Consider the following 20,893-nt stretch of genomic DNA (forward strand, 5'->3'; position numbering starts at 1 on the left):
CAGGAGGACCACACCGCCATGAAGACGTTCACGCGCTCCAAGCGCACCCGCAGGATCGCCCTCACCGCGACCTGCGCCCTGATAGCCACGGGCGGAGCGGCGACCCTCGTCGCCACCACCGCCCAGGCCTCCCCGACCGCCCCGACCACCCCGAAAGCGACCGCCGCCGCCAGCGGCCAGACCGGCCCGTACCTCTACCTCGGCTGGGGCAGCCCGCCCAAGGCCACTGATGTGATGTCGGCCACCGGCACCACCCAGTTCACGATGGCCTTCATCCTCTCGGACGGCGGCTGCAACCCGAAGTGGGACGGCTCCCGCGCGCTCACCGGCGGCAACGACCAGTCGACGATCAACTCCATACGTTCGGCCGGCGGCGATGTCACGGTGTCCTTCGGCGGCTGGAGCGGTAACAAGCTTGGCGAGAAGTGCTCCTCCGCCTCCGCGCTGGCGGGCGCGTACCAGAAGGTGATCGACGCCTACAAGCTCAAGTCGATCGACATCGACATCGAGGCGAGCGAGTTCGAGAACGCGACGGTCCGGCAGCGGGTGATCGACGCGCTGAAGATCGTCAAGCAGAAGAACAGCGGCATCAAGGTGTACGTCACCTTCGGCACGACCACCAGCGGCCCCGACTCCAACGGCAAGGACCTCGTCAAGCGCGGCGCCGCGTCCGGCGTCGACGTCGACGGCTGGGCGGTCATGCCGTTCGACTTCGGCCAGGGCTCCGTGGACATGGCGGCGGCCACCAAGTCGGCGGTCGACGGGCTGAAGAACACGGTCGCCAGCGCGTACGGCCTGTCCTCCGACGACGCGTACCGCAAGGTCGGCTTCTCCTCCATGAACGGCAAGACCGATGTCGCGGGTGAGACGGTCACCCTCGACAACTTCAAGTCCGTGGTCTCGTACGCCAAGAGCCACCACCTGGCCCGGGTCAGCTTCTGGTCGCTCAACCGCGACCGCAAGTGCGGCTCCGGCGGGGACGCGGACGCGTGCAGCGGCATCGACCAGGGAACGTACGACTTCACCAAGGTGCTGGCGGGCTACACGGGCTGACGACCGCCCCTTCGGCACTTAGGGCTGACGTTCGATCAAGGGCGTTCCTGGTCAAGGGGATTGACCTTGACTCGGGCCCGACCGTACGGTCGGGCCGCAGCCCAGAGGCCAGCAAGGAGGTCGTGCCAGTGCGCCCCACCGCCCCACTGATCCTCACAGCCGCCACCCTCGTCGCCGCCGCAGGACTCACCGCCTGCGGCGGCGGCTCGGGAAGCGACCCGGACACGGTCAAGATCGCCTACAACCGCAGCACCGACAACAAGATCAGATTCAAGGACAACTTCCTGGCCGGAGTGAAAAAAGAGTTCGAGAAGGCGAACCCCGGCAAGAAGGTCAAGCTGATCCCGATCCAGGCCCAGGACAACGACTACGCCACCAAGGTCCAGCAGATGATGCGGTCCCCCAAGACCGCGCCCGACCTGGTCTACGAGGACACCTTCCGGATCAACTCCGACATCACGGCGGGCTATCTGCGCCCCCTCGACGACTATCTGGCCAAGTGGCAGACCTGGGACCAGTTCGTCGACACCGCGAAGGCGGCGGCCAAGGCCGAGGACGGCAAGACGTACGGTATCCCGGACGGCACCGACACCCGCGGCCTGTGGTTCAACAAGGAGATCTTCGCCCAGGCCGGGCTGCCGGCCGACTGGCAGCCGAAGAGCTGGGACGACATCCTCGCCGCGGCCCGCACGATCAAGAAGAAGGTCCCCGACGTCACCCCGCTCAACGTCTACACCGGCAAGGCCCCCGGCGAGGCCGCCGTGATGCAGGGCTTCGAGATGCTGGTGTACGGCACGGGCGAGAACCCGCTGTACGACCCGAAGGCGAAGAAGTGGGTCACCGGCGGCAAGGGGTTCGAGGACGCCCTCGGCTTCATCAAGACCGTCTACGGCGAGAAGCTGGGCCCCGACGTCTCCGACGCCCTCGACCCCAACGTCGGCACCACCGTCTTCAGCGAATGGCTGCCCGAGGGCAAACTCGCCATCGACCTCGACGGCTCCTGGCTCGGCCAGAACTGGCTCAAGACCGGCGGCAAGCCATGGCCCGAATGGTCCAAGACCCTCGGCCAGGCCGCCATGCCCACCCAGAACGGCCAGGCGCCCGGCAAGGTCAGCATGTCCGGCGGCTGGACCTGGGCGATCACCGCCAAGTCCAAGAACCCCGACCTGGCCTGGAAGTTCATCGAGCAGATGCAGACCAAGAAGAACGCGGTGGAATGGTGCGTCGTCGACGCGCAGATCGCGGTCCGCAAGGATGTGGCGAAGGACCCGCGCTATCTGTCGGCCATGCCGGGCATCACCTTCTTCACCAACCTGGTGAAGTACACCCACTACCGGCCGGCGCTCCCCGTCTACCCCCAGGTCTCCTCCGCGATCGGCGAGGCCATGGAGTCGGTGACCACGAGTGACACCTCCCCCGCCAAGGCGGCCAAGTCGTACGGCGACCAACTCAAGACGATCGCCGACGGCGCCACGGTGGCCAAGGACTGATGGCAACCGCAACCAAGGTGGCGGCGGCTCCGGCGGCCCCGGCCCGCCCGAGACGCCGCCCCCTGCGCTGGCTCCCCCTCGCCCCGGCGACGGTGCTCCTGCTGCTCTTCCTCGGCGGGCCGATCGGCTACTGCGTCTACATCGCCTTCACCAACATGCAGCTGACCGGCGCCGCCACCACGGACTTCGTCGGCCTCGACAACTTCCAACGCGCCTTCGAGGACGACAACTTCCGCAACGCGGTCATCCTCACCCTCGTCTTCACCCTGCTGTCCTCCTTCATCGGCCAGAACACACTGGGGCTTGCCCTAGCGATGGCCATGCAGCGCGCCTCCAAGCCGGTACGGACCATCACCGGCTCGATCGTCATCGCGGCGTGGGTGGTGCCCGAAATCGTCGCGGGCTTTCTGCTGTACGCCTTCTTCCGCCGCGAGGGCACGCTCAACGCCATCCTGGACTGGCTCCACCTGCCGTCCCAGAACTGGCTCTACACCCTCCCCATCCTCGCCGTCTCCTTCGCCAACGTCTGGCGCGGCACGGCCTTCTCGATGCTCGTGTACTCCGCCGCGCTCTCCGAGATCCCCAAGGAGATCACCGAGGCCGCGGAGGTCGACGGCGCGAGTGGGCCGCGCCGCTTCTGGCACATCACCCTGCCGATGATCCGCCGCTCCATCGGCACGAACCTGATGCTCAACACGCTCCAGACGCTGTCCGTCTTCGGCCTCATCTGGGCCATGACCCGAGGCGGCCCCGGCAACCGCAGCCAGACGCTGCCGGTCTTTATGTACGACCAGGCGTTCAACAAGTCGCTGATCGGCTACGGCACGGCGGTGGCGCTGCTGTTGCTGCTGGTGGGTGCGCTGTTCTCGCTCGTCTACCTGCGGCTGATGCGCGAGGAGGTCTGAACGACGGCCTCCTGGAAGGCGGCCCACGCGGCGGGTCCCACGCGCAGTATCGGGCCCTCGGGTCGCTTGGAGTCGCGTATCGCGACGGTGTCGGGGTGGTTGGTGGCCACCTCGACGCACTCTTCTGTTCCGTTGCTGTAGCTCGACTTGCGGAAGGTGAAGGTTGTCACGGCTCATAGTTCCTTAACGAGAGTCGAGATGAAGGCTCGAGACTCAGCCTCGGGGAGAGCGCGCCGGGCGGTCTCCTCGAACAGTGTTACGTGTTGCGCGGCGCTGTCGCCACCCTCGACCCATGCCGTGGACAACGCCACCTCCGCATAGACCACATCCATCGAGCCCGGCTCGGCAAACGAGATGACGTTGAAGGAGCCCGCGAGCCCTGGGGCGAGCCCGGCGCTGAACGGGAGAACCTGGATGGTGACGTTGGGCCGCTCGCCCCAGTCGAGAAGGCTAGTCAGCTGCTCCCGGGACACATCGGGTTCTGCACCGGCGATGCGCAGCGCGGCCTCCGGGATGACCGCCCAGAGGGAGAGCGGATCTTCCCCGGACAACCTCTGCTGACGCGCGGCTCTGGAGGCCACGAACTCCTCGGCCTGATCGGGGTGCTCGTCCGGGACCGTCACGCGCCGCAACGACCGGGCGTAGGCCACGGTCTGGAGCAGGCCCGGGATGAAGGACACCTGCCATGTCTTGATCGAGGTGGCGGCGTTCTCCAGAGGCACGTACTCCCTCATGTTCTTGGAGAGCGGGACGTTGTTCCACCACCCCTTGGCCTTACGGCGCTCGCGGTCGATACGGGCCAACTCCAGGAGCGCGCCGACCGCCTCCGGCTCGGACACGCCGTACAACTCGCACAGCGCCCGGATATCCGGCTCGCGCATGGGAACCCAGCCGCTCTCCATCTTGGCGATCTTCCCGGTGGACGCGGTGATGGCCTTCGCGGCTTGCCCCTGCGTCAGACCTGCCATGGTCCGCAGCCGCAGGAGCTCCCCACCGAGCTTGCGTCCCAAGACGGTTGAGACGCGATTCTCCTGCACGGCCTCTGTCATGTGGCGACCTCCCTGATTCACGCACAGTGTGGACTCCAGCACAGTCCGCACGCAAGATCGGTTACGAATTTCCCGGGCTTGATTGAAACGATCTCCCGGGAGGCGCTACGGTCCGTGATGAACCGCTCGCGCAGCGAGGCGAGTCGGCGGGCCGCGACCCGCCATGCCCTCGCGCGCTCGGGCCAATTCCCGCCGCCTGCTGGAGGTGCGTGATGGCATTCGCGCCGCAAGACCCACGGAGCCCCGACCCCAACAACTCCCACGACCCCGTCGTCCATCACGATCGCGTCGACTACTCGCCGTTCCCCAAAAGCGTGACCTTCGCGCGCCGCTACACCGCCAAGATGGTTGCTCACTGGGGCCACCCCGCCCTCGCGGACGACGCTGCGCTCATCGTCTCCGAACTGGGCGCCAACGCCGTCCTCCACGGCGGCGTCCCGGGGCGCAACTTCCACGTTCAACTCACCCTCACCAAAACACTCCTGCGCATCGCCGTCTGCGACGCCAAGGGCGAACGCCTCCCCCAGCCGCGCCGCCCTACCCCCGACGACAAGTTCGGGCGCGGGCTCCTGATCGTGCGCGCGCTGGCGACCCGCTGGGGTGTACGGGAGCGAACCGTGGGCAAGGAAGTCTGGGTCGAACTCGACCTGGCCACGTCCCCGGTCCAACTCTGACCGGACCTCCAAGGAAAGAGCCCGCCCATGCCACCGGAACGGCAGCCGATGGACCTGAAGGCGTACACGGCCAGAGCGCAGCGCGGGCCATGCTTCGTCTGCGCCTTCGTATCCGGACACCCCGACTTCGCACATCACACCGTCTACGAGGACGACGACCACATCGCCCTCCTCGACCGGTGGCCCACCCTCCCCGGCAAAGTACTGGTCGCCCCGAAGCGACACATCGAGCACGTCGTTCGTGATCTCGACCCGGAGTCCTACACGCGGCTCATGCTGGTGGTGCGGGAGGTCACCCTCGCGGTGGAGGACTGCGTGGGCGCCGAGCGAACGTACCTCTACTCCCTGGGCAGCCAGCAAGGAAACGCACATCTGCACTGGCATATCGCCGGGTTGCCGCCGGACACCCCCTACGAACAACAGCAGTTCGCGGCGCTGATGACCGAGAACGGCGTGCTGGCCATGGAGCCCGAGGGAGCCTCCGCCATGGCCGCGCGCATCCGTGACCGCATGGGTGACTAGTCTTCTTGGTCCTGCCGTGGCCCGAGGTAGGGGCTGAAGTGGTCCGCGACGTCATCGGCGATGGCCATGGCGTCGCGGGAGCCATCGACTTCGAGCACGCGGATACCCAGCCCACGGGCGGCGCGCACAGCCTCCTCGGCGATGAGACGGTCACGGACGAGGCGATTGGCCTGCGCTCTGGCCGGGTCGCTGACGGGGTGATCGAGCGCGGCGGCCCGGGGCAGCACGCGAACTTGATGTTGGCGGAACTCGGGTGTGGGCACCATGACGATCATCCGACGCGGTGAGTCGATGATGGGGGCTACGAGCTCGGGGCGGAGCCCCCAGCCCTCGGCGATGATCGGCCTCCCGGAAACCAACGCACGCAGGTCGTCAAGCGTCCATTCGAAGCGGACCGGGAAATCGGCCAGGGTCTGGGCGGCCATCGCTTCGGGGGTGGTGTTGACCCACACCTCGTCCAGGTCAGGATCGGCGACGGGCTCGCCGAGGCTGATGCGACGTGCGATGCGGCGATCGTTGTGAGCGCGGGCGTCGTGGTAGTCGTAGTGATAGACGGTGACGCCATACCGTGCCGCCAGGATTCTGGAGACGGTCGATTTTCCGGCCCACTGGCCCCCGCAGATCCATAACGCCTGGTGCAAGGTGCCCAAGGGGTCCCAGACTTCGCTTTCAGTGTCGAGGTCGCGGCTGGTCATGCGATGCCCTTCTGTGCCTGTCGTCATCTGCTGTCGCTGGACGATGGTTCCAGCAGTTCCCCCGGGAAGGGCAGTCTCGGCCGGGCCATGGGCGGCTGGATAGTCTCTCGGCCATGAATACGGCCATGACCAGCGACGGGGCCGCTGACCCGGTCATCCTGAGCGCGATGGAGCTGATGTCCGATCCGGAGCTGGCAGCCCGCTTCGCGGAGTCGGCCCACCGGATCCTGGCGGACCTGGTCCGCGGAGGTGCCGCGCTCGGCTGGGTCGAACCGCCCTCACGCCCAGAGGTGGCGGAACTCCTCGGCCAGGTCGTCGCCGCGGTGCGGGCCGGGGATGGCGCCCTGCGCGCCGCTTATCTCGACCGTCGGCTGGTCGGGTTGGGGTACTGGCTCCGCTACGCCCGGCCGACCCACAGGCCGCACGCCGACCTGGAGAAGATCGCGGTGGCTGCCACCGCCCATGGGCGTGGCATCGGCCGGGCGCTGACCGCCGCCTTGATCGCCGACGCCCGCCAGGCCGGTATCGAGGTCCTCACCCTGGACGCCCGTGGCGACAACGCCAACGCCCTGGACCTCTACCGGTCACTGGGCTTCAGCGAATACGGCCGGCTGCCCGACTTCGTCGCCGTCGGCGAACGCCGCTACGACAAGGTCTTCTACATGGTCGACCTCCGCTGACAAGTTCGCACCGACCTGGCGGATGACCGCTTGAGTCGGCGAGACCGAGCGTGAGCGGTCGCGGCCGGCGTGGCTGGAAGTGGAAGCCCGAGATCGTGACTTCAGCCGTAGAGCGCCGCCATGGCTCGTGCCGATGCCGCGATGTGCTCCCGAAGCTCGGTCGGCGCGAGCACTTCCACCTCCGGGCCCAGCCGCAACAGCTCCGACTCCGCGTGTGCGAGGCTCTCGACGGGGATGACGCTTCGGCGCCAGCCGTCGGCCTCCGGCTCTCCTCGGTTCGCACCGTCGATCACCGCCTGCGCCGCGAAGTCCTGCAGCCGGGCGATGCCGACCGGTGAAATGCGTATCTCCGCTTCGCCCTGCCACAGCCGCTCCTGCAGCCCCGCCGAATGGGCCTGCCAGTGACGAGCCAGCTCGAAACCGGCCGGCGGATCGAACGCCTCGTCCAGTTGCTCCAGGGCGAGGATCTGCCCGATCCGGTAGGTGCGCAGTTCCTCATCGGCACGAGCGACGGTGTACCAGCGTCCGGCCTTGAGCACGATCCCGCACGGCTCCAGACGCCGCTCCACCACCTGCGGGGCATACCAGCGGCGATAGCGCACCCAGATGGCACGGCGCTGCCACACCGCGGCCGCCACCGCCGGCAGATGCGGCACCTCGTCCGCCTCCCGGTACCAGCCCGGGGCGTCGAGGTGGAAGCACTCACGGATCCGCCGGCCCTGATCCCGCAACTGGGCCGGCAAAGCCGCCTCCAACTTCAGCTCGGCGGCCGCCAGCACCGAGCCCAGCCCCAGCTCGGCCGCCGGCCCCGGGAGACCAGCCAGGAACAGCGTCTGCGCCTCGTCCGCGGTCAGCCCGGTCAACCGCGTGCGGTAGCCATCCAGCAGGGCATAGCCGCCCGCGTGGCCCGCCTCGCCGTAGAGCGGCACGCCCGCCGCGATCAGCGCCTGCACATCCCGGTACACCGTGCGCACGGACACCTCAAGCTCCGCCGCCAGCTCGTCAGCGGTCATCCGGCCACGGTTTTGCAGCAGGAGCAGAAGCGAGAGGAGTCGGCTGGCACGCATGGCCGCAAACCTACGCCGGTCCCCTGACAAAGGATGTCAGGGGACCGGTCCTAGCGTCTGCGGCATGACGAACAACGACTTCGCGTTCTTCACCGGCACCTACGACGTCGCCAACCGCTGGCGCAAGGACTTCCTGGACCCCACCGAGGGCGACGACCGCTGGGAGGAGTTCCCCGGCACCACCCGCGCCTCCGCCCATTTCGACGGCTCCGCCAGCTTCGACGAGATCGAGTTCCCGACGAAGGGCTTCTCCGGGCTGACGCTGCGGCTGTTCAACCCGGCGACCGCACAGTGGTCGCTGTACTGGGCCAGCAAGCGCACCGGCACCCTCTTCCCACCCGTCACCGGCAGCTTCGGCGCGGACGGCACCGGCGTCTTCCACGGCGACGACGAGCACGACGGCCGCAAGGTCCGGGCGCGCTTCATCTGGTCCGGCATCACCGCCGACCGCGCCCACTGGGAGCAGGCGTTTTCCCTCGACGACGGGCAGACCTGGATCACCAACTGGCACATGGACTTCACCCGGCGCACAGCCACAGACCGCGCGTAACGGCGACGGCGTCGCGTTTCGGGTCGGCTCGCCTCGCCTCGCCGTTGGACGACATGGCCCGGTTGCCGTGAGCAGGTATCGTCTCGCGCCTTCGGCGCACAGCGGCCAACAGCGGGAAGGGGAGGGGCGCCGGAGGCATCGTCACCGTCCAGCCCAACGGGTCGTCACCGGCCGACGGGCAGCGGAACGGCGGGTGGCCGTCCGGAGCGGTGGACGCCGGTCCGCTCAGGCCCTCCCCCCACCTGCTCTTAAATCATCGCTTGATGCAGTACTTGATATAAAGCAAGCATCTTTTTAAGAGCAGGTGGGTGGAGAGCCGACTGACCGGCTTGGCCACCGCGCGGCAGCAGCTGCGGCGGAGCGCAGCGGAGCCTGTCCTGAGCTCAGCCGCCCGCCGGGCCGAGGACCGGGACGCCGCGTCGGCCGCCCCCTTCCCTCCCGCTGCTGCCGCTTTGGACCCGGAGGGTCCGAGACGAAAGCCGCACCCGCCCGAACCGAATGCCGCGAGACGGCGCACAGGCGCAGCCGAAGCGCAGCACAGCCAACGCGCAGCGCACCGCAGCGCACCGCAGCGCACCGCCCTCAGAGGGCTCGCCCTAGCATCGGCCGCGCGGTGTCACTCGGTTCGTCGGGCGCGCTTGTAGGCCAGGCCGGCAAGTGTCTCCCAGATCAGCCGATGGGCGTTGTTGACCGTCAGGTCGGCGTGGTCGTACGGAGGGCAGACCTCGGTGACGTCGAGCGCGACCACGTTGGTCTCCAGAGCGATCCGGCGAACGGCTCTGAGCAGGTCGACCGGCGCGAAACCACCAGGCTCGGGTGTTCCCGTCCCCGGCGCGAACCCCGGGTCCAGTACGTCGATGTCGATCGAGATGTAGACACCATCGGTGCCGTCGATCGCTTCGGCGATGACATCGTCCATCACATCCTTGATGCCGCGCTCCCAGATCTCCTGCATCGTGTGATGGCGCATTCCCTGCTCGCGCATCCACTCCTGTACGTCGGCCGGTGGCCAGTAGCCCCGAAGCCCGACCTGGATGAAGTCTCGTCCGGCAATCGCTCCCGACTCGATCAGTCGCCTCATCGGTGTTCCGTGACTGGCGAGGTTGCCGCGCAGAATGTCAGCCGTGTCGGCGTGGGCGTCAAAATGGATCATCCCGATCCGACCGTGGCCGTAATGCGCGCCGACCGCCATCCCGCTCGGCCACGTCACCGAGTGGTCACCCCCGATCACCACGGGGATGATGCCGCGGCTCACCACATCGGAGACCCGACGGTAGATGGCATCGCGCGACAGGTCCCACATACCGGGTGAGACGATCGCGTCACCGTAGTCGACGACCGCGAGGTGGTCGAAGATCTCGATCTGAAGATCGAGGTGGTAAGTGCCCGCGTCGTAGGCGTTGGCGCGCAGCGCGCGGGGCCCGAAACGAGCGCCAGGGCGGTTGGTCGTGTTGTCGTCCCATGGCGCGCCGATCACGGCGACGTCGGGCTGCCACTCGTCGAGTTGTTCCGGTTCGGTCAGGTGGGGCCGCAGGCCGAAGGTCGGCACGCCCATGTACGAGGACGAATCGAGCTGGGCCCGCATGCCGGGCGGAAGGACCGGTCGATCAACCGTCGTCACGGCATCGATGCCGCGTGCCGCGCCCGTGACGGTCGCCGTGTGCTGCCCCTGGGCTTCGTGTGTCATGCGGTGAAGTCCACGGCAGAGCCGCGAACTTGGGCAAACGATGTAGCGTAGAGCTTAATGATCAGCTTCGTGCTCGGTGTCGAGGACCTTGCCGACACCCGGTTTGCCGTCTCACCCTTGCAGGAGACCGTGCTCAGCCTGCGGGTGCTACGTGATCCGGGCCAGTCCGCCCTGCATCTGCCGTGGCGCAGGTCCGTACTCCCCAGACTCGGCGCGCTCGACACCGAACTGCTGATGTCCCTGATCGGAAAGCGCCACATACTTCCCGACTTCCTGACCCCGCGCCCCACACACTTCGCCCCGGCCTTCGAAGACGAACTGGCCGTCGCCCGCCAGTCCTCCCCCGAGCTGATCCGCCGCGACCTGCTGGCCACACACGCGCCGGGCCCGCTCCCGGAAGCCCTGCACGACGCCACCGCCACCGACGCCGACGCCAACGCCGACGCCGACACGAGGGTCGCCAGTCTCTGCGACACCATCTGCGAACTCTTGAGTCAGTACTGGGAACTCGCCATCAAACCGATGTGGCCGCAGATACGACTCACGCTGGAAGCCGATATGACCTACCGCGCGCGGCAACTGGCCAAAGGAGGCGCACGCCTGCTCTTCACCGACATGCACCCGAACCTGCGATGGCAGGACGGAGTGCTGCACATCGACAAGGTGGTCGGCGAGCACCGCACCGCGGCCTCCGGCCGAGGGCTGCTGCTGATACCGTCCGTGTTCGCGCAGAAACCGGCACCCCCCATCAACCCGGACGATCCACCGGTGCTGGCGTACCCCAGCCGTGCGGTGGCGACGCTCTGGGCCCCGCCATCGACCCCTGACGCGACGGCTCTCGCCTCTCTGCTCGGCGCGCCCAGAGCCACCCTGCTCCGCATCCTCGAAGAGCCGCTGGCAACGACGGAGGTCGCTCGCCGCCTCAGCGTCACCCCCAGCGCCGTGTCCCAGCACCTTCGCGTGCTGTACGCGACGGGCCTGGTCACCCGGGCGCGCCACGGACGGCAGGTGCTGTACCGCCGTAGCTCTCTCGGCGACCAACTGGCCCACCGGATTCCGGCCGCATAACCCTGACCCTTCGACCCCGAAAGGCAGCACGCCATGCCCCCTTCCGAGCCTTCCGAGCGTTCCGAGACTTCTGAGCCTTCCGAGACGTCCCAGACATCCGAGACGACCGAGACGCCCGAGACGGCAGCCCTCAGCCCCGCCACCCTCCTGGCCGCCATGCCCTTCGCGGCACAGCTGGGCGTCGAACTCCACGAGGCCGCCCCCGACCGGGCCGTGGGCAGTCTGGCCTGGTCACCGGAGGTCTGCACCGCGGGTGGAGTCATACACGGCGGGGCCCTGATGGCGCTGGCCGACTCCGTCGGCGCCGTCTGCGCCTATCTCAACCTCCCGCAGGGCGCCGGGACGTCCACGGTGGAGTCCAAGACCAACTTCCTGCGGGGAGTGGCCTCCGGGCGGGTCCACGCCACGGCCCGGCCCCTGCACGTCGGCGGCACCCTCATCGTCGTACAGACCGATCTGCGGGACGACAAGGACCGGCTGGTGGGACAGACCACCCAGACCCAGATCGTGCTCACCGCGAAGTCCGGACCCTCGCGCTCGCGCTGAATGCGAAAAATGCTCGCACCCCTTGCTAACGACGGGACATACCGGCGTGGACGACAGTGAGACCACAGCATCCAGCAGCTTCAGAAAGGGGACATGCGCGGCATGTTCACTCGACGAAATATTGCCGGTCTCGCCGCGGCGGTTGCCATCGCCGGCGGCGGATTGGTGACTCTCGCCCCGTCAGCCAGCGCCACCCCCAGCAACTGCCTCTCCTGGCTCGTCACGGGGAGCGAGGGGCACCGAGGAGGGGAGGTGAGGTGCACGGGTGGCACCTCGTCGGACAGCTACAGGGCATGGGTCTGGTGCAAGAAGGCGGACGGCTACGAGTACTACCACCTAGGTCCCTGGGTCTTCACCGGAGGAACCTCGACCGTGTGGTGCGACATCGGCGCCCGAGTCAAGGACAACAACGTCTACATCGAGGTGCGTTGAGAAGGTACGGCACCGCATAAGGCACAGCGCCACATGAAGATGCGACGCAGCGGAAGGCCCTCGGCGAATGCCGGGGGCCTTCCACTGACCGTAGATCGTCGTGACCGTAGATCGTCGTGACCGCAGATCGCCATGACCGTGGATCGCTACGCGCGCAGGCCGCGCAGCACCAGCTCGCACACCTCCGTGAAGTCCGCGTCGATCTCGGGGTCCGCCCACTCCGACGCGTACATGGGGTCGTGGAAACGCGCCGTCGCGTCCCACAGCGCCCGCGCCGTCGCCGCCGCGTCGCGCGCGGCGAACTCGCCGCTCGCGACCCCGCTCTCCACGATCGTGGCGAGCTGCTTCAGCAGCGTCGTGAGATACCGGGCGACGGTGCCGCTGTTCTCGCGGGCCAGCTCCATGAACGTGGCGAACAGCTCCGGGTCGTCGCCGGCCTTGCGCCGCTTGGCCGCGAAGAGGGCCGCCAGCCAGCGCCGCAGGCGGTCTGCCGCGGGGCCCTTGCCGTCGGCGATGGCCGACAGCTCGTCGTGCTCACGGTCGAGCCACCGCTCGGTGACCGCCTCGCGCAGCGCGGCCTTCGTGGCGAAGTGGCGGTAGACGCTGCCGTGGCTGACCCCCAGCGCACGGGCGACGTCCACGACCGTGGCCTTGGCCGGGCCGTAGCGGCGCAGTACGTCCTCGGTGGCTTCGAGGATGCGGGCGGGGGTCAGGGGATTCTCGGGCGGCGGCATCAGGTCCCTTACGTCATCGGCTACTTCTCGCTGTCGAGGTGGGTCATCTGCTCTTCCGGGTAGCGCGTGCCTGCCGCGGCGCCGGTCGGAACGGCCTCCTCGATGGCGGCCAGGTCGTCGGCATCGAGCGTAACCTCCAGCGCGCCGAGCGATTCCGCCAGGCGGTCGCGGCGGCGGGCACCGACGAGCGGGACGATGGCGGCGGGCTGCCGGGCGTTCTGGGCCAGCACCCAGGCGATGGCCGTCTGTGCGACGCTGACGCCCTTGCCGTCGGCGACCTCGCGGAGCGCGTCGACGAGGGCGAGGTTGCGGTCGAGGTTGTCCCCGCTGAAGCGCGGGCTGTGGGCGCGGAAGTCGCCGGCGGCGGCCTTGCGGTCCCGGCTCCAGTGGCCGCTGATCAGGCCGCGCGAGAGCACCCCGTATGCGGTGATGCCGATGCCCAGTTCGCCGCAGACGGGCAGGATCTCGTCCTCGATGGCCCGGTCGAGCAGGGAGTACTCGATCTGGAGATCCACGATCGGGGCGGTGGCGGCGGCCCTGCGGATGGTCTCGGGACCCGCCTCCGAGAGGCCGATGTGGCGTACATATCCGGCCTGGACGGCCTCGGCGATGGCGCCGACCGTCTCCTCGATGGGTACGGCGGGGTCGACGCGGGCGATGCGGTAGATGTCGATGTGGTCGGTGCCCAAGCGCTGCAGGGAGTAGGCGAGGAAGTTCCCGACGGCTTCCGGGCGGCCGTCGTTGCCGCGCCAGCCGCCCGCCGGATCGCGCAGGGCGCCGAACTTCACGCTGGTCAGGGCCTGTGCGCGCAGGGCGGCGGGGGCGGTGCGAAGCGCCTCGTTGATGAGCAGTTCGTTATGGCCCATGCCGTAGAAGTCGCCGGTGTCGAGGAGGGTGATCCCGGCGTCGAGCGCGGCGTGGATGGTGGCGATGGACTCGGCGCGGTCGGCCTCGCCGTACATGCCGGACATGCCCATGCAGCCGAGGCCGAGCGCGGAGACCTGGGGGCCGGTGGTGCCAAGGGTGCGGGTCTGCACAGAACGCTCCTCGGGACGGGGGTGGGGTGCGTTCAGGAAGCATGACATGCATGACTGACAGATTTCAATATTTGTCAGCCGTACCGGCCGTGCGTGTCGCGCGTCTCACGGGCACCTCACGGATTCACGGGCGCCTCACGGACGCCGCCCCGGCCAGCGCCTGTGCCGCGACGGCCAGAAAGTCCCACAGATGCTGCTGGCGGCGGTCCTCGACCACGGCGAGGCAGGTTTCGTGCGACACGCCGTCGGTCACCGGCCGATGCACCAGGTCGGGCCGGGAGTAGTAGCGCGCGACACTACGGGGCACCAGGGCGATACCGACCCCGGCCGCGACGAGCTCGAGCTTCTCTTCGATCGTCGCGATGCGCCGCCGCTCACCGTCCAGGATCTCCTCGCCGTCGAGATCGGCGTGCGTGAGCCGGCGCCGGGACGCCAGGGGGTGGGCGGCGGGCAGGCAGACGACCTGCGGCTCGCTGCCGATCGGGACGGTGTGAAGCCCGTCCACGTCGGAGGGGTTGCGCAGATAGCCGACGTCGGCCCGGCCGTCCCGTAGCGCCTCGGCCTGCTCGTACCAGTTCAGCCGGAGCAGTTCGATCTCGACGCCGGGGTGCTCGTGGGCGAACGCGCGGACGGCGGTCGAGACGCTCAGCCCGGGCACGAAGCCGACGACCAGGCGGTGGGCGCCGCGCGCCACGCTGTGCACGCGCCGGGTGGCGGCGCGCGCGGCGGCGAGCACGTCGAGCGCGTCCTTCTGCAACTGCTCGCCGGCCGGGGTCAGCCGTACGGAACGGGTGGTGCGCTCCAGCAGCACACAGCCGAGCTCCTGCTCCAGCGCGCGGATCTGCCGGCTGAGGACGGGCTGCGCGATATGCAGCCGGTCGGCGGCCCGGCCGAAGTGCCCGTGCTCCGCCACGGCCACGAAGTAGCGCAGCTTACGCAGATCCAGATCCATACCCGGAGGGTATCAATGCGCGCGAAGAGGTATTGGACGAACACCCCTTTATCGGCGGAGAGTTACCTCCGCACGGCGTCCGGGAAGCCGGTTCGCCACTCATCAGGAGGCCCTTTTCCATGATCGTCATCACCACTCCCACCGGCCAGATCGGGAGCCAGGTCCTTGAGAATCTGTTCGACAGCGGCGAGCCGATCCGGGTGATCGCACGCGATCCCTCCCGGCTCTCCCCGCGGATACACGAGCGCGTCGAGGTCATAGCCGGGTCGCACGGCGACTTCGACGTCATCGACAAGGCATGCGCGGGCGCGGACGCCGTCTTCTGGCTGGCGCCGCCGAATCCCCGCGCCAAGAGCCTCGAGGCGGCGTATCTGGACTTCACCCGGCCCGCGTGTGACGCGTTCAAGGCCCAGGGGGTCAAGCGGGTGGTCGGCGTCTCGGCCCTGGGCCGCGGGGTGATCGTGAACGCCGGGCTGGTGTCGGGCTCGCTGGCCATGGACGACCTGATCGCGGCCACGGGCGTCAACTACCGGGCGCTGACGGCAGCCTCGTTCATGGACAACATGCTCCGCGAAGTTGACTCGATCAAGAACCAGGGCATGTTCTCCTCCCCCCTCTCCGGCGACCTCAAGGCCCCCACCTGCGCCACCCGCGACATCGCGGCCGTCGCCGCCGAACTGCTGCTGGACGACTCCTGGAGCGGAGCCCATGGCGAGGCCCCGATCCTGGGGCCCGAGGACCTTTCCAACGAGGACATGGCGCGGATCATGTCCGAGGTGCTGGGGAAGCCGGTGCGCTTCCAGCACGTCCCCGCCGACGACTTCACGGCGGCGCTGGCCGGACACGGGATGTCCGAGGCGATGGTGCGGGGTTTCTTCGACATGATGGTGGCCAAGAACCAGGGCCTGGACAACGCCGAACCGCGCACCCCTCGGTCCACCACCCCCACCAGCTTCCGCCAGTGGTGCGAAGAAGTCCTCAAGCCGGCCGTCCTGGCCTGAGCCCGGCCAGGTGGGGCCGACCGCGTACGGCTGGGGCGACAACGGCCACACGTGCTCGGTCTTTTGACCGAGCCGATGGGTCACCCGCCCTGGTCCCCGGCGCCCTGGCCTCCCGTTCATCCGGCCGATGACCACCGGCTCCGTCCGTGTCCACAATGCGGTGACGGATGAGACAAAGGAGCCGATCATGTCGTACCCCGAGCCCCGCTATCTGGGCGAGAACGGCGAGGTCAACGCGGTCTACAGACCGGTTGACACCACGCCCGAGCTGGACTCCCCCACGGGCAACCGGACCCACTATCTGGCCACCCACGCCACCACCGGGGGTGAATTCGGGCTCTACCGGGTTGACATGGGACCCAGGTCGCCGGGGCCCAGCACCCACTTCCACCGCTCGATCTCGGAGTCCTTCTTCATCCTGTCGGGGGCTGTACAGCTCTACGACGGCGATCACTGGATCACGGCGCGGCCGGGTGACTTCCTGTACGTACCGGTGGGCGGGCTGCACGCGTTCAAGAACGACTCCGACGACCCGGCGTCCCTGCTGCTGCTCTTCGCCCCGGGCGCACCGCGCGAGGAGTACTTCGAGCAGGTCGCGGAGATGACCCGGCGTGGCGGCAAGGAGCTCGAGGAGTTCCGCATCCGCCACGACAGCTTCTTCGTGGAGTGACATCAATCGACAGGGTGGCCGTCCCCGGCGTCCCCGGCATCCCCGGCATCCCCGGCGTCCCTGGTGACCGTCTCCAGATGAGCCGACAGGTCGTCGACCATGCGGCCGAGGAGAAGGACGAGATGCCGCCGATCCGCATCGGACCATCCGGACAGCGCATCGGCGAACCAGCCGTTGATGACCCGCAGATAGCGGCCGGCGAGCTTTTCGCCGGCCGCGGTGAGGGTGATCAGACGGGCCCGCTGGTCGTCGGGGTCGGCCACCCGTTCCACCAGGCCGCGCTGTTCAAGACCGTGGATCTGGCGGGTGGCGTGCGGACCGGCGACCTGCATGCGCTGGGCGATCTCCCCGACCCGCAGGGGCCGGTCCGCCGCGTCGAGGATGACCAGGATCGTCACGGCGGGCCGTTCCAGGGTCACCCCGGCGGCCGCGGTGGCCCGTTCGAAGAGCTGTCCGCGGCTCAGCGTGCCGCTGAGCCGGTTCACGGCGGGCAGCAGTCCCCTCAGCCCCTCGTCGTCGTGCGGCACGCGAGCGCCCCCTTTAATAGTTACCTACGTTAGGTATATATTCGGCCCCAGTCAGGCGGCATCCCCTGGGGGACGTCCGCCTTCAATAAAGATACCTAAGTTAGGTAAGGGGCGTCATGACCACGAGCGACGTACTGATCGTCGGCGCCGGACCCACCGGGCTGACCCTGGCCTGCGATCTCGCCCGGCGCGGTGTCACCTGCCGCATCGTCGAGGCCGCCGAGCGGCCCAGCACCGCCTCCCGCGCCAAGACCATCCAGCCGCGCGCACTGGAGATCGCCGACGACCTCGGCGTCATCGACCGCGTCCTGGAACTGGGGGCCATCAACGTCCCGACCCGGCGCTACGACCGGGAGCGCGTGATCTCCGAATCCGTGGAAGTGGCCGTGGGCACAGCGACCCCCGGCGTTCCGTACCCGCCGGTCTGGCTGTCACAGCCGCAGTTGGAGTCCGTCCTGCGCGACCGGCTGGCGGAACTCGGCGGCCAGGTGGAATGGGGCTCGGCCGTGAGCGACCTCCGCCAGGACGCCGACGCCGACTCCGTCACCGCGACCGTACGAACGGCGGCCGGGCAGCGCGAGATTCGGGCGCGCTATCTCGTCGGCTGCGACGGGGGCCGCAGCGTCGTCCGGCAGCGGATGGGGGCCGTCCTGCACGGCACCTCGTACGCGGACCACCGCTGGTACCTCGGCGATGTACGCATCAAGGGCCTCGACCGGCACTGCCAGCACCTCTGGGCCGGCCCCGAGCACGGGATCCTGTCCCTGTTCCCGCTGCCCAGCACCGACATCTGGCAGTTCCAGGCGTCCGTCCCCGCCGACGAGCAGGAGTCCGGCACGCCCACACTGGAGCTGTTCCGCCGCATCTTCGCCGAACGCGCGGACCTGCCGAACGTAGAACTCCAGGACGCGGGCTGGCGTTCGCTGTACCAGATCAACGTATGCCTGGTCGACCGGTATCGCGTCGGCCGGGTCTTCGTCGCCGGAGACGCGGCGCACATCCACTCGCCCGCCGGCGGGCAGGGCATGAACACCGGCATCCAGGACGCCTACAACCTGGGCTGGAAACTCGCCGCCGTCCTCGGCGGCGCCGACGCCGCCCTGCTGGACACGTACGAGCGAGAACGCCGCCCCGTCGCCCAGGCCGTCCTCGACGACAGCACCTCCCGGATGCACGCGATGATGCGCGCCTTCGACGACGGCGACGGTTCGACCGCGCTGCGCGGTCTCACCGACGACTTCACCACCGGGCTCACCATCGCCTACCCCGACAGCCCGCTGACGACCCGAAGCAACGGCCTCCAGGCCGGTGACCGGGCGCCCGACGCGCCCTGCCGCGACGCCGCGACCGGCCGCGAGCTCCGCCTCTTCGACTTGCTGCGCGGCCCGCACTGGACGCTGCTGTCCTTCGGCGGCGGCCACGGCACGGCCGCCGCATGGGACGCGCCCGTCCCGCTGCGCGCCTATCGGGTGACCGACGACCCGACGGCGACCGGTCCCGACACGGTCATCGACACCGACGGCCAGGCCCACCGCAGCTACGACATGCGCGAAGACGGACTCGTCCTCATCCGCCCGGACGGCTATATCGCCATGCGCACCGCCGCCCGCCAAGGCGACGCGGCCCTACGCCACGCCACCGCGCTCGCGGCCCACCCCAACTGAAGCCGCTGACCGCAGTCTTCCCCTCCCGGCCTGACGGGCGGTTTCATGTACGGAACGCTGATCGACTGCGCTCAGCAGGCGCGAGGAGGTCCGAGGTTGTCCGCACCGTCCGGCCGCACCTTGTCCCATCCGGCCAAGTCCGCCCCGCTCAGATCCCGTATCGCCAAACCCCGCACGACCACCACCAAACGCCCCGCCGCCTGGTCGCCCCGCACCCGCCGCCGACTGGCCGCCGACGCCGCCCTGCTCGTCGTCGCCGCGGCCTTCGTACTCCCGCTGGCCTGGCTGATCCTGGCCTCCGTCGACGGCGAGGCGACCTTACGCGTCTCCGCCCCCGGCTCCCCCACGCTGGACAACTTCCAGGCGGTGTGGACGGACGAGATCACCTTCACGCCGATGCTCAACAGCCTGTTGCTGTGCGGCGGGGCCACCATCCTGACCGTGGCGTGCGCGGCCCTCGCCGCCTATCCGCTGTCCCGGTTCCGCTCCCGTCTCGTACGCCCGTATCTGCTGACGATCCTGTTCAGCACCTGTCTGCCGATCACCGCGATCATGGTCCCGGTCTACGGCCTCTTCGTACAGGTCGACCTGATCGACACGATGTACGGAACGGCGCTGTTCCTGGCCGCCTCGCAACTCCCGTTCGCCGTCTGGCTGATGAAGAACTTCATGGACGGCGTCCCGGTCATCCTCGAAGAGGCCGCGTGGACGGACGGCGCGTCCTGGCTGCAGAGCCTGGTGCGCGTCATCCTGCCCCTGATGGGACCGGGCATCACGGTCGTGATGATCTACAGCTTCATCATGATGTGGGGCAACTTCTTCGTGCCCTTCATGCTGCTGCTCACCCCGGACCAACTCCCGGCGTCGGTCAGCATCTTCACCTTCTTCGGCAACTACGGCCAGGTCGCCTATGGCCAGCTCGCCGCCTTCTCCATCCTCTACTCGACCCCCGTGATCCTGCTGTACGTGCTGATCGCCCGCCGGATGGGCGGCGGCTTCGCGCTGGGAGGCGCGGTCAAGGGTTGACCGAGGTTGACACTGATCAACCACGGGCAATAGCTTTGCATTCAAAGATGCTTTGCTTACAAAGCAAACACGTCTGCGTGCAAGCTACCCGACCGAACGGAGATTCGTCATGCCCCACTTCACCGTGCAGATCCGCGAAGAAGAACTCGACGGAAAGACCGAGCCGAAGCTCATCCGGGCGCTGACCGACGCGGTGGGCGCGGTGTACGGCGAGCGGCTGCGCTCCGTCGCGGTCGTCGATCTGTTCGGCGTGCCGCGCGGGCGCCATGGCATCGGCGGTGTGCCGACCGAGGAGAACACGCCAGCCATCACGCTGAGCATGCGCGAAGGGGCGCTGAACCACCCGGAGTTCGAGAACGCCCCCGCGCGGCTGATCGCGTCGATCACCGATGCCGTCGTCGAGGTCTTCGGCGAGTCCGTCCGCAAGCAGGTGTCCGTGGGCATCGTCGGCGTGCCCGCGGGACGTTCCGGGGTGGGCGGCGAGGTGGTCTGAACTCACTTGGCAGGCGTGGCCGGCGCCTCGCATCCGTGGTGTCGGGCCGAGCGCTCCGCGAACGCCTTGAGCGCCGTGCGCTCGTACGTCAGGTCCGGCTTGCGGCGCGTGTCGTCCTCGGTGCCGTCCGCGCGGACCAGGAACAGCGCGTCCTCGGCGCCGTCCGGGCAGGGGGCGCTGGCCCAGTAGGCGCTCTGGCCCAGCCGGCCCGAGGGCGCGTCGCCGGGGGACGGGCCGTCCTGGCCCGGGCTGCCGGCGTACTCGGCGCGGACCTCTTCCGCGTACGGGCCGTAGTACGCGTCCAGGCGGTAGCGCGGCGAGCCGTCCCGCGCGCCGAGGGCGCAGGCCTCGCGCGGCGCCCGGTCGCGGGC

General features: G+C 68.8%; 24 protein-coding genes and 1 pseudogene. 15 read left to right on the forward strand and 10 right to left on the reverse strand.

Features of this window, described 5'->3' with window-relative positions:
- The first annotated feature begins 18 nt into the window (after positions 1 to 18).
- The 3 genes from ACWDSL_RS00680 (at position 19) to ACWDSL_RS00690 (ending at position 3,448) form a co-directional block, all read left to right on the forward strand.
- Complete coding sequence (locus tag ACWDSL_RS00680; RefSeq protein ID WP_450480238.1) at positions 19 to 1,053, forward strand: chitinase; 1,035 nt, start codon at positions 19 to 21, stop codon at positions 1,051 to 1,053.
- Positions 1,054 to 1,181: 128 nt separating this feature from the next.
- Positions 1,182 to 2,543, forward strand: a complete 1,362-nt coding sequence (locus tag ACWDSL_RS00685) for an extracellular solute-binding protein (RefSeq protein ID WP_450480294.1) — start codon at positions 1,182 to 1,184, stop codon at positions 2,541 to 2,543.
- On the forward strand, positions 2,543 to 3,448 hold the full coding sequence (locus tag ACWDSL_RS00690) for a carbohydrate ABC transporter permease (RefSeq protein WP_450480240.1): 906 nt from the start codon (positions 2,543 to 2,545) through the stop codon (positions 3,446 to 3,448). Before ACWDSL_RS00685 ends, ACWDSL_RS00690 begins: the two co-directional genes overlap by 1 nt.
- Here ACWDSL_RS00690 and ACWDSL_RS00695 read toward each other — a convergent pair.
- Both ACWDSL_RS00695 and ACWDSL_RS00700 read right to left on the reverse strand, forming a co-directional pair.
- Positions 3,418 to 3,618 carry a DUF397 domain-containing protein gene (locus ACWDSL_RS00695; RefSeq protein WP_450480242.1) on the reverse strand — a complete coding sequence of 67 codons (201 nt, stop codon included), beginning with the start codon at positions 3,616 to 3,618 and terminating at the stop codon, positions 3,418 to 3,420. The two genes, ACWDSL_RS00690 and ACWDSL_RS00695, sit on opposite strands and share 31 nt — an antisense overlap.
- Before the next feature lie 3 nt (positions 3,619 to 3,621).
- Positions 3,622 to 4,497 (reverse strand): helix-turn-helix domain-containing protein, encoded by an 876-nt coding sequence (locus ACWDSL_RS00700; protein ID WP_450480243.1) that lies wholly within the window; start codon positions 4,495 to 4,497, stop codon positions 3,622 to 3,624.
- A gap of 212 nt (positions 4,498 to 4,709) precedes the next feature.
- On the opposite strand from ACWDSL_RS00700, the gene ACWDSL_RS00705 reads away from it, so the two are divergent.
- Together ACWDSL_RS00705 and ACWDSL_RS00710 are read left to right on the forward strand one after the other, a co-directional pair.
- Positions 4,710 to 5,171, forward strand: coding sequence for an ATP-binding protein (locus ACWDSL_RS00705; RefSeq protein ID WP_450480245.1), 462 nt, complete (start codon positions 4,710 to 4,712; stop codon positions 5,169 to 5,171).
- A 27-nt stretch (positions 5,172 to 5,198) separates the two neighbouring features.
- Positions 5,199 to 5,693 carry an HIT family protein gene (locus tag ACWDSL_RS00710; RefSeq protein WP_450480247.1) on the forward strand — a complete coding sequence of 165 codons (495 nt, stop codon included), beginning with the start codon at positions 5,199 to 5,201 and terminating at the stop codon, positions 5,691 to 5,693.
- Here ACWDSL_RS00710 and ACWDSL_RS00715 read toward each other — a convergent pair.
- A complete protein-coding gene (locus ACWDSL_RS00715; RefSeq protein WP_450480249.1) occupies positions 5,690 to 6,388 on the reverse strand; it encodes a hypothetical protein in 699 nt (232 codons plus the stop codon). The two genes, ACWDSL_RS00710 and ACWDSL_RS00715, sit on opposite strands and share 4 nt — an antisense overlap.
- A 113-nt stretch (positions 6,389 to 6,501) precedes the next feature.
- Between ACWDSL_RS00715 and ACWDSL_RS00720 the strand changes: the two genes are divergently transcribed.
- Entirely contained in the window at positions 6,502 to 7,068 is a 567-nt protein-coding gene (locus tag ACWDSL_RS00720) for an N-acetyltransferase family protein (RefSeq protein WP_450480251.1), read from the forward strand.
- A gap of 101 nt (positions 7,069 to 7,169) precedes the next feature.
- Here the strand turns inward: ACWDSL_RS00720 and ACWDSL_RS00725 are convergent, their stop codons facing one another.
- Positions 7,170 to 8,135 carry a helix-turn-helix transcriptional regulator gene (locus tag ACWDSL_RS00725; protein ID WP_450480253.1) on the reverse strand — a complete coding sequence of 322 codons (966 nt, stop codon included), beginning with the start codon at positions 8,133 to 8,135 and terminating at the stop codon, positions 7,170 to 7,172.
- A 64-nt stretch (positions 8,136 to 8,199) separates the two neighbouring features.
- Between ACWDSL_RS00725 and ACWDSL_RS00730 the strand changes: the two genes are divergently transcribed.
- Positions 8,200 to 8,685 carry a hypothetical protein gene (locus ACWDSL_RS00730; RefSeq protein ID WP_450480255.1) on the forward strand — a complete coding sequence of 162 codons (486 nt, stop codon included), beginning with the start codon at positions 8,200 to 8,202 and terminating at the stop codon, positions 8,683 to 8,685.
- A 616-nt stretch (positions 8,686 to 9,301) separates the two neighbouring features.
- Here ACWDSL_RS00730 and speB read toward each other — a convergent pair.
- Positions 9,302 to 10,240, reverse strand: coding sequence for an agmatinase (speB, locus tag ACWDSL_RS00735; protein WP_450480257.1), 939 nt, complete (start codon positions 10,238 to 10,240; stop codon positions 9,302 to 9,304).
- Positions 10,241 to 10,429: 189 nt separating this feature from the next.
- Here speB and ACWDSL_RS00740 point away from each other — a divergent pair, with 189 nt between their 5' ends.
- The 3 genes from ACWDSL_RS00740 (at position 10,430) to ACWDSL_RS00750 (ending at position 12,418) form a co-directional block, all read left to right on the forward strand.
- Entirely contained in the window at positions 10,430 to 11,440 is a 1,011-nt protein-coding gene (locus tag ACWDSL_RS00740) for a helix-turn-helix domain-containing protein (protein WP_450480259.1), read from the forward strand.
- Between the two features lie 33 nt (positions 11,441 to 11,473).
- Positions 11,474 to 11,986 (forward strand): PaaI family thioesterase, encoded by a 513-nt coding sequence (locus ACWDSL_RS00745; RefSeq protein ID WP_450480260.1) that lies wholly within the window; start codon positions 11,474 to 11,476, stop codon positions 11,984 to 11,986.
- Between the two features lie 252 nt (positions 11,987 to 12,238).
- A complete protein-coding gene (locus ACWDSL_RS00750; RefSeq protein WP_385615911.1) occupies positions 12,239 to 12,418 on the forward strand; it encodes a hypothetical protein in 180 nt (59 codons plus the stop codon).
- Positions 12,419 to 12,564: 146 nt separating this feature from the next.
- On the opposite strand, the gene ACWDSL_RS00755 is transcribed toward ACWDSL_RS00750, so the two are convergent.
- The 3 genes from ACWDSL_RS00755 to ACWDSL_RS00765 all read right to left on the reverse strand — a co-directional run bounded on the left by ACWDSL_RS00755 (position 12,565) and on the right by ACWDSL_RS00765 (position 15,141).
- Complete coding sequence (locus ACWDSL_RS00755) at positions 12,565 to 13,152, reverse strand: TetR family transcriptional regulator (RefSeq protein WP_450480262.1); 588 nt, start codon at positions 13,150 to 13,152, stop codon at positions 12,565 to 12,567.
- A gap of 20 nt (positions 13,153 to 13,172) precedes the next feature.
- Positions 13,173 to 14,189, reverse strand: a complete 1,017-nt coding sequence (locus tag ACWDSL_RS00760) for an aldo/keto reductase (RefSeq protein WP_450480264.1) — start codon at positions 14,187 to 14,189, stop codon at positions 13,173 to 13,175.
- Positions 14,190 to 14,313: 124 nt separating this feature from the next.
- Positions 14,314 to 15,141, reverse strand: coding sequence for a LysR family transcriptional regulator (locus ACWDSL_RS00765; protein ID WP_450480266.1), 828 nt, complete (start codon positions 15,139 to 15,141; stop codon positions 14,314 to 14,316).
- Positions 15,142 to 15,260: 119 nt separating this feature from the next.
- Here ACWDSL_RS00765 and ACWDSL_RS00770 point away from each other — a divergent pair, with 119 nt between their 5' ends.
- The gene (locus tag ACWDSL_RS00770) at positions 15,261 to 16,142 is read left to right on the forward strand and encodes an NmrA family NAD(P)-binding protein (protein ID WP_450480268.1); all 882 of its coding nucleotides are present in this window, start codon (positions 15,261 to 15,263) and stop codon (positions 16,140 to 16,142) included.
- A gap of 187 nt (positions 16,143 to 16,329) precedes the next feature.
- On the forward strand, positions 16,330 to 16,812 hold the full coding sequence (locus tag ACWDSL_RS00775) for a cupin domain-containing protein (protein WP_450480270.1): 483 nt from the start codon (positions 16,330 to 16,332) through the stop codon (positions 16,810 to 16,812).
- A gap of 2 nt (positions 16,813 to 16,814) precedes the next feature.
- On the opposite strand, the gene ACWDSL_RS00780 is transcribed toward ACWDSL_RS00775, so the two are convergent.
- Positions 16,815 to 17,339, reverse strand: coding sequence for a MarR family winged helix-turn-helix transcriptional regulator (locus ACWDSL_RS00780; protein WP_450480272.1), 525 nt, complete (start codon positions 17,337 to 17,339; stop codon positions 16,815 to 16,817).
- Between the two features lie 116 nt (positions 17,340 to 17,455).
- Here ACWDSL_RS00780 and ACWDSL_RS00785 point away from each other — a divergent pair, with 116 nt between their 5' ends.
- From ACWDSL_RS00785 to ACWDSL_RS00795, 3 genes are all read left to right on the forward strand, one after another.
- Positions 17,456 to 19,003, forward strand: coding sequence for an FAD-dependent oxidoreductase (locus ACWDSL_RS00785; RefSeq protein ID WP_450480274.1), 1,548 nt, complete (start codon positions 17,456 to 17,458; stop codon positions 19,001 to 19,003).
- 96 nt (positions 19,004 to 19,099) lie between these two features.
- Positions 19,100 to 20,029: a carbohydrate ABC transporter permease gene (locus tag ACWDSL_RS00790; RefSeq protein WP_450480276.1), complete on the forward strand. Its 930-nt coding sequence runs from the start codon at positions 19,100 to 19,102 to the stop codon at positions 20,027 to 20,029.
- 109 nt (positions 20,030 to 20,138) lie between these two features.
- On the forward strand, positions 20,139 to 20,522 hold the full coding sequence (locus ACWDSL_RS00795; RefSeq protein WP_450480278.1) for a tautomerase family protein: 384 nt from the start codon (positions 20,139 to 20,141) through the stop codon (positions 20,520 to 20,522).
- 2 nt (positions 20,523 to 20,524) lie between these two features.
- Here the strand turns inward: ACWDSL_RS00795 and ACWDSL_RS00800 are convergent.
- Positions 20,525 to 20,893, reverse strand: a pseudogene (locus ACWDSL_RS00800) (hypothetical protein); the annotation flags it as partial.

The sequence above is a fragment of the Streptomyces sp. NPDC000941 genome, assembly GCF_053599555.1.

Excerpts from the sequence above, each read along its gene's own strand:
- ACWDSL_RS00770 (WP_450480268.1), top strand. The coding sequence starts at position 15,261 with ATGATCGTCATCACCACTCCCACCGGCCAGATCGGGAGCCAGGTCCTT.
- ACWDSL_RS00720 (WP_450480251.1), top strand. The coding sequence starts at position 6,502 with ATGAATACGGCCATGACCAGCGACGGGGCCGCTGACCCGGTCATCCTG.
- ACWDSL_RS00755 (WP_450480262.1), bottom strand. The coding sequence starts at position 13,152 with ATGCCGCCGCCCGAGAATCCCCTGACCCCCGCCCGCATCCTCGAAGCC.
- ACWDSL_RS00795 (WP_450480278.1), top strand. The coding sequence starts at position 20,139 with ATGCCCCACTTCACCGTGCAGATCCGCGAAGAAGAACTCGACGGAAAG.
- ACWDSL_RS00690 (WP_450480240.1), top strand. The coding sequence starts at position 2,543 with ATGGCAACCGCAACCAAGGTGGCGGCGGCTCCGGCGGCCCCGGCCCGC.
- speB (WP_450480257.1), bottom strand. The coding sequence starts at position 10,240 with ATGGGCGTGCCGACCTTCGGCCTGCGGCCCCACCTGACCGAACCGGAA.
- ACWDSL_RS00680 (WP_450480238.1), top strand. The coding sequence starts at position 19 with ATGAAGACGTTCACGCGCTCCAAGCGCACCCGCAGGATCGCCCTCACC.
- ACWDSL_RS00715 (WP_450480249.1), bottom strand. The coding sequence starts at position 6,388 with ATGACCAGCCGCGACCTCGACACTGAAAGCGAAGTCTGGGACCCCTTG.
- ACWDSL_RS00730 (WP_450480255.1), top strand. The coding sequence starts at position 8,200 with ATGACGAACAACGACTTCGCGTTCTTCACCGGCACCTACGACGTCGCC.
- ACWDSL_RS00745 (WP_450480260.1), top strand. The coding sequence starts at position 11,474 with ATGCCCCCTTCCGAGCCTTCCGAGCGTTCCGAGACTTCTGAGCCTTCC.
- ACWDSL_RS00705 (WP_450480245.1), top strand. The coding sequence starts at position 4,710 with ATGGCATTCGCGCCGCAAGACCCACGGAGCCCCGACCCCAACAACTCC.
- ACWDSL_RS00700 (WP_450480243.1), bottom strand. The coding sequence starts at position 4,497 with ATGACAGAGGCCGTGCAGGAGAATCGCGTCTCAACCGTCTTGGGACGC.
- ACWDSL_RS00785 (WP_450480274.1), top strand. The coding sequence starts at position 17,456 with ATGACCACGAGCGACGTACTGATCGTCGGCGCCGGACCCACCGGGCTG.
- ACWDSL_RS00775 (WP_450480270.1), top strand. The coding sequence starts at position 16,330 with ATGTCGTACCCCGAGCCCCGCTATCTGGGCGAGAACGGCGAGGTCAAC.
- ACWDSL_RS00765 (WP_450480266.1), bottom strand. The coding sequence starts at position 15,141 with ATGGATCTGGATCTGCGTAAGCTGCGCTACTTCGTGGCCGTGGCGGAG.
- ACWDSL_RS00725 (WP_450480253.1), bottom strand. The coding sequence starts at position 8,135 with ATGCGTGCCAGCCGACTCCTCTCGCTTCTGCTCCTGCTGCAAAACCGT.
- ACWDSL_RS00740 (WP_450480259.1), top strand. The coding sequence starts at position 10,430 with ATGATCAGCTTCGTGCTCGGTGTCGAGGACCTTGCCGACACCCGGTTT.
- ACWDSL_RS00710 (WP_450480247.1), top strand. The coding sequence starts at position 5,199 with ATGCCACCGGAACGGCAGCCGATGGACCTGAAGGCGTACACGGCCAGA.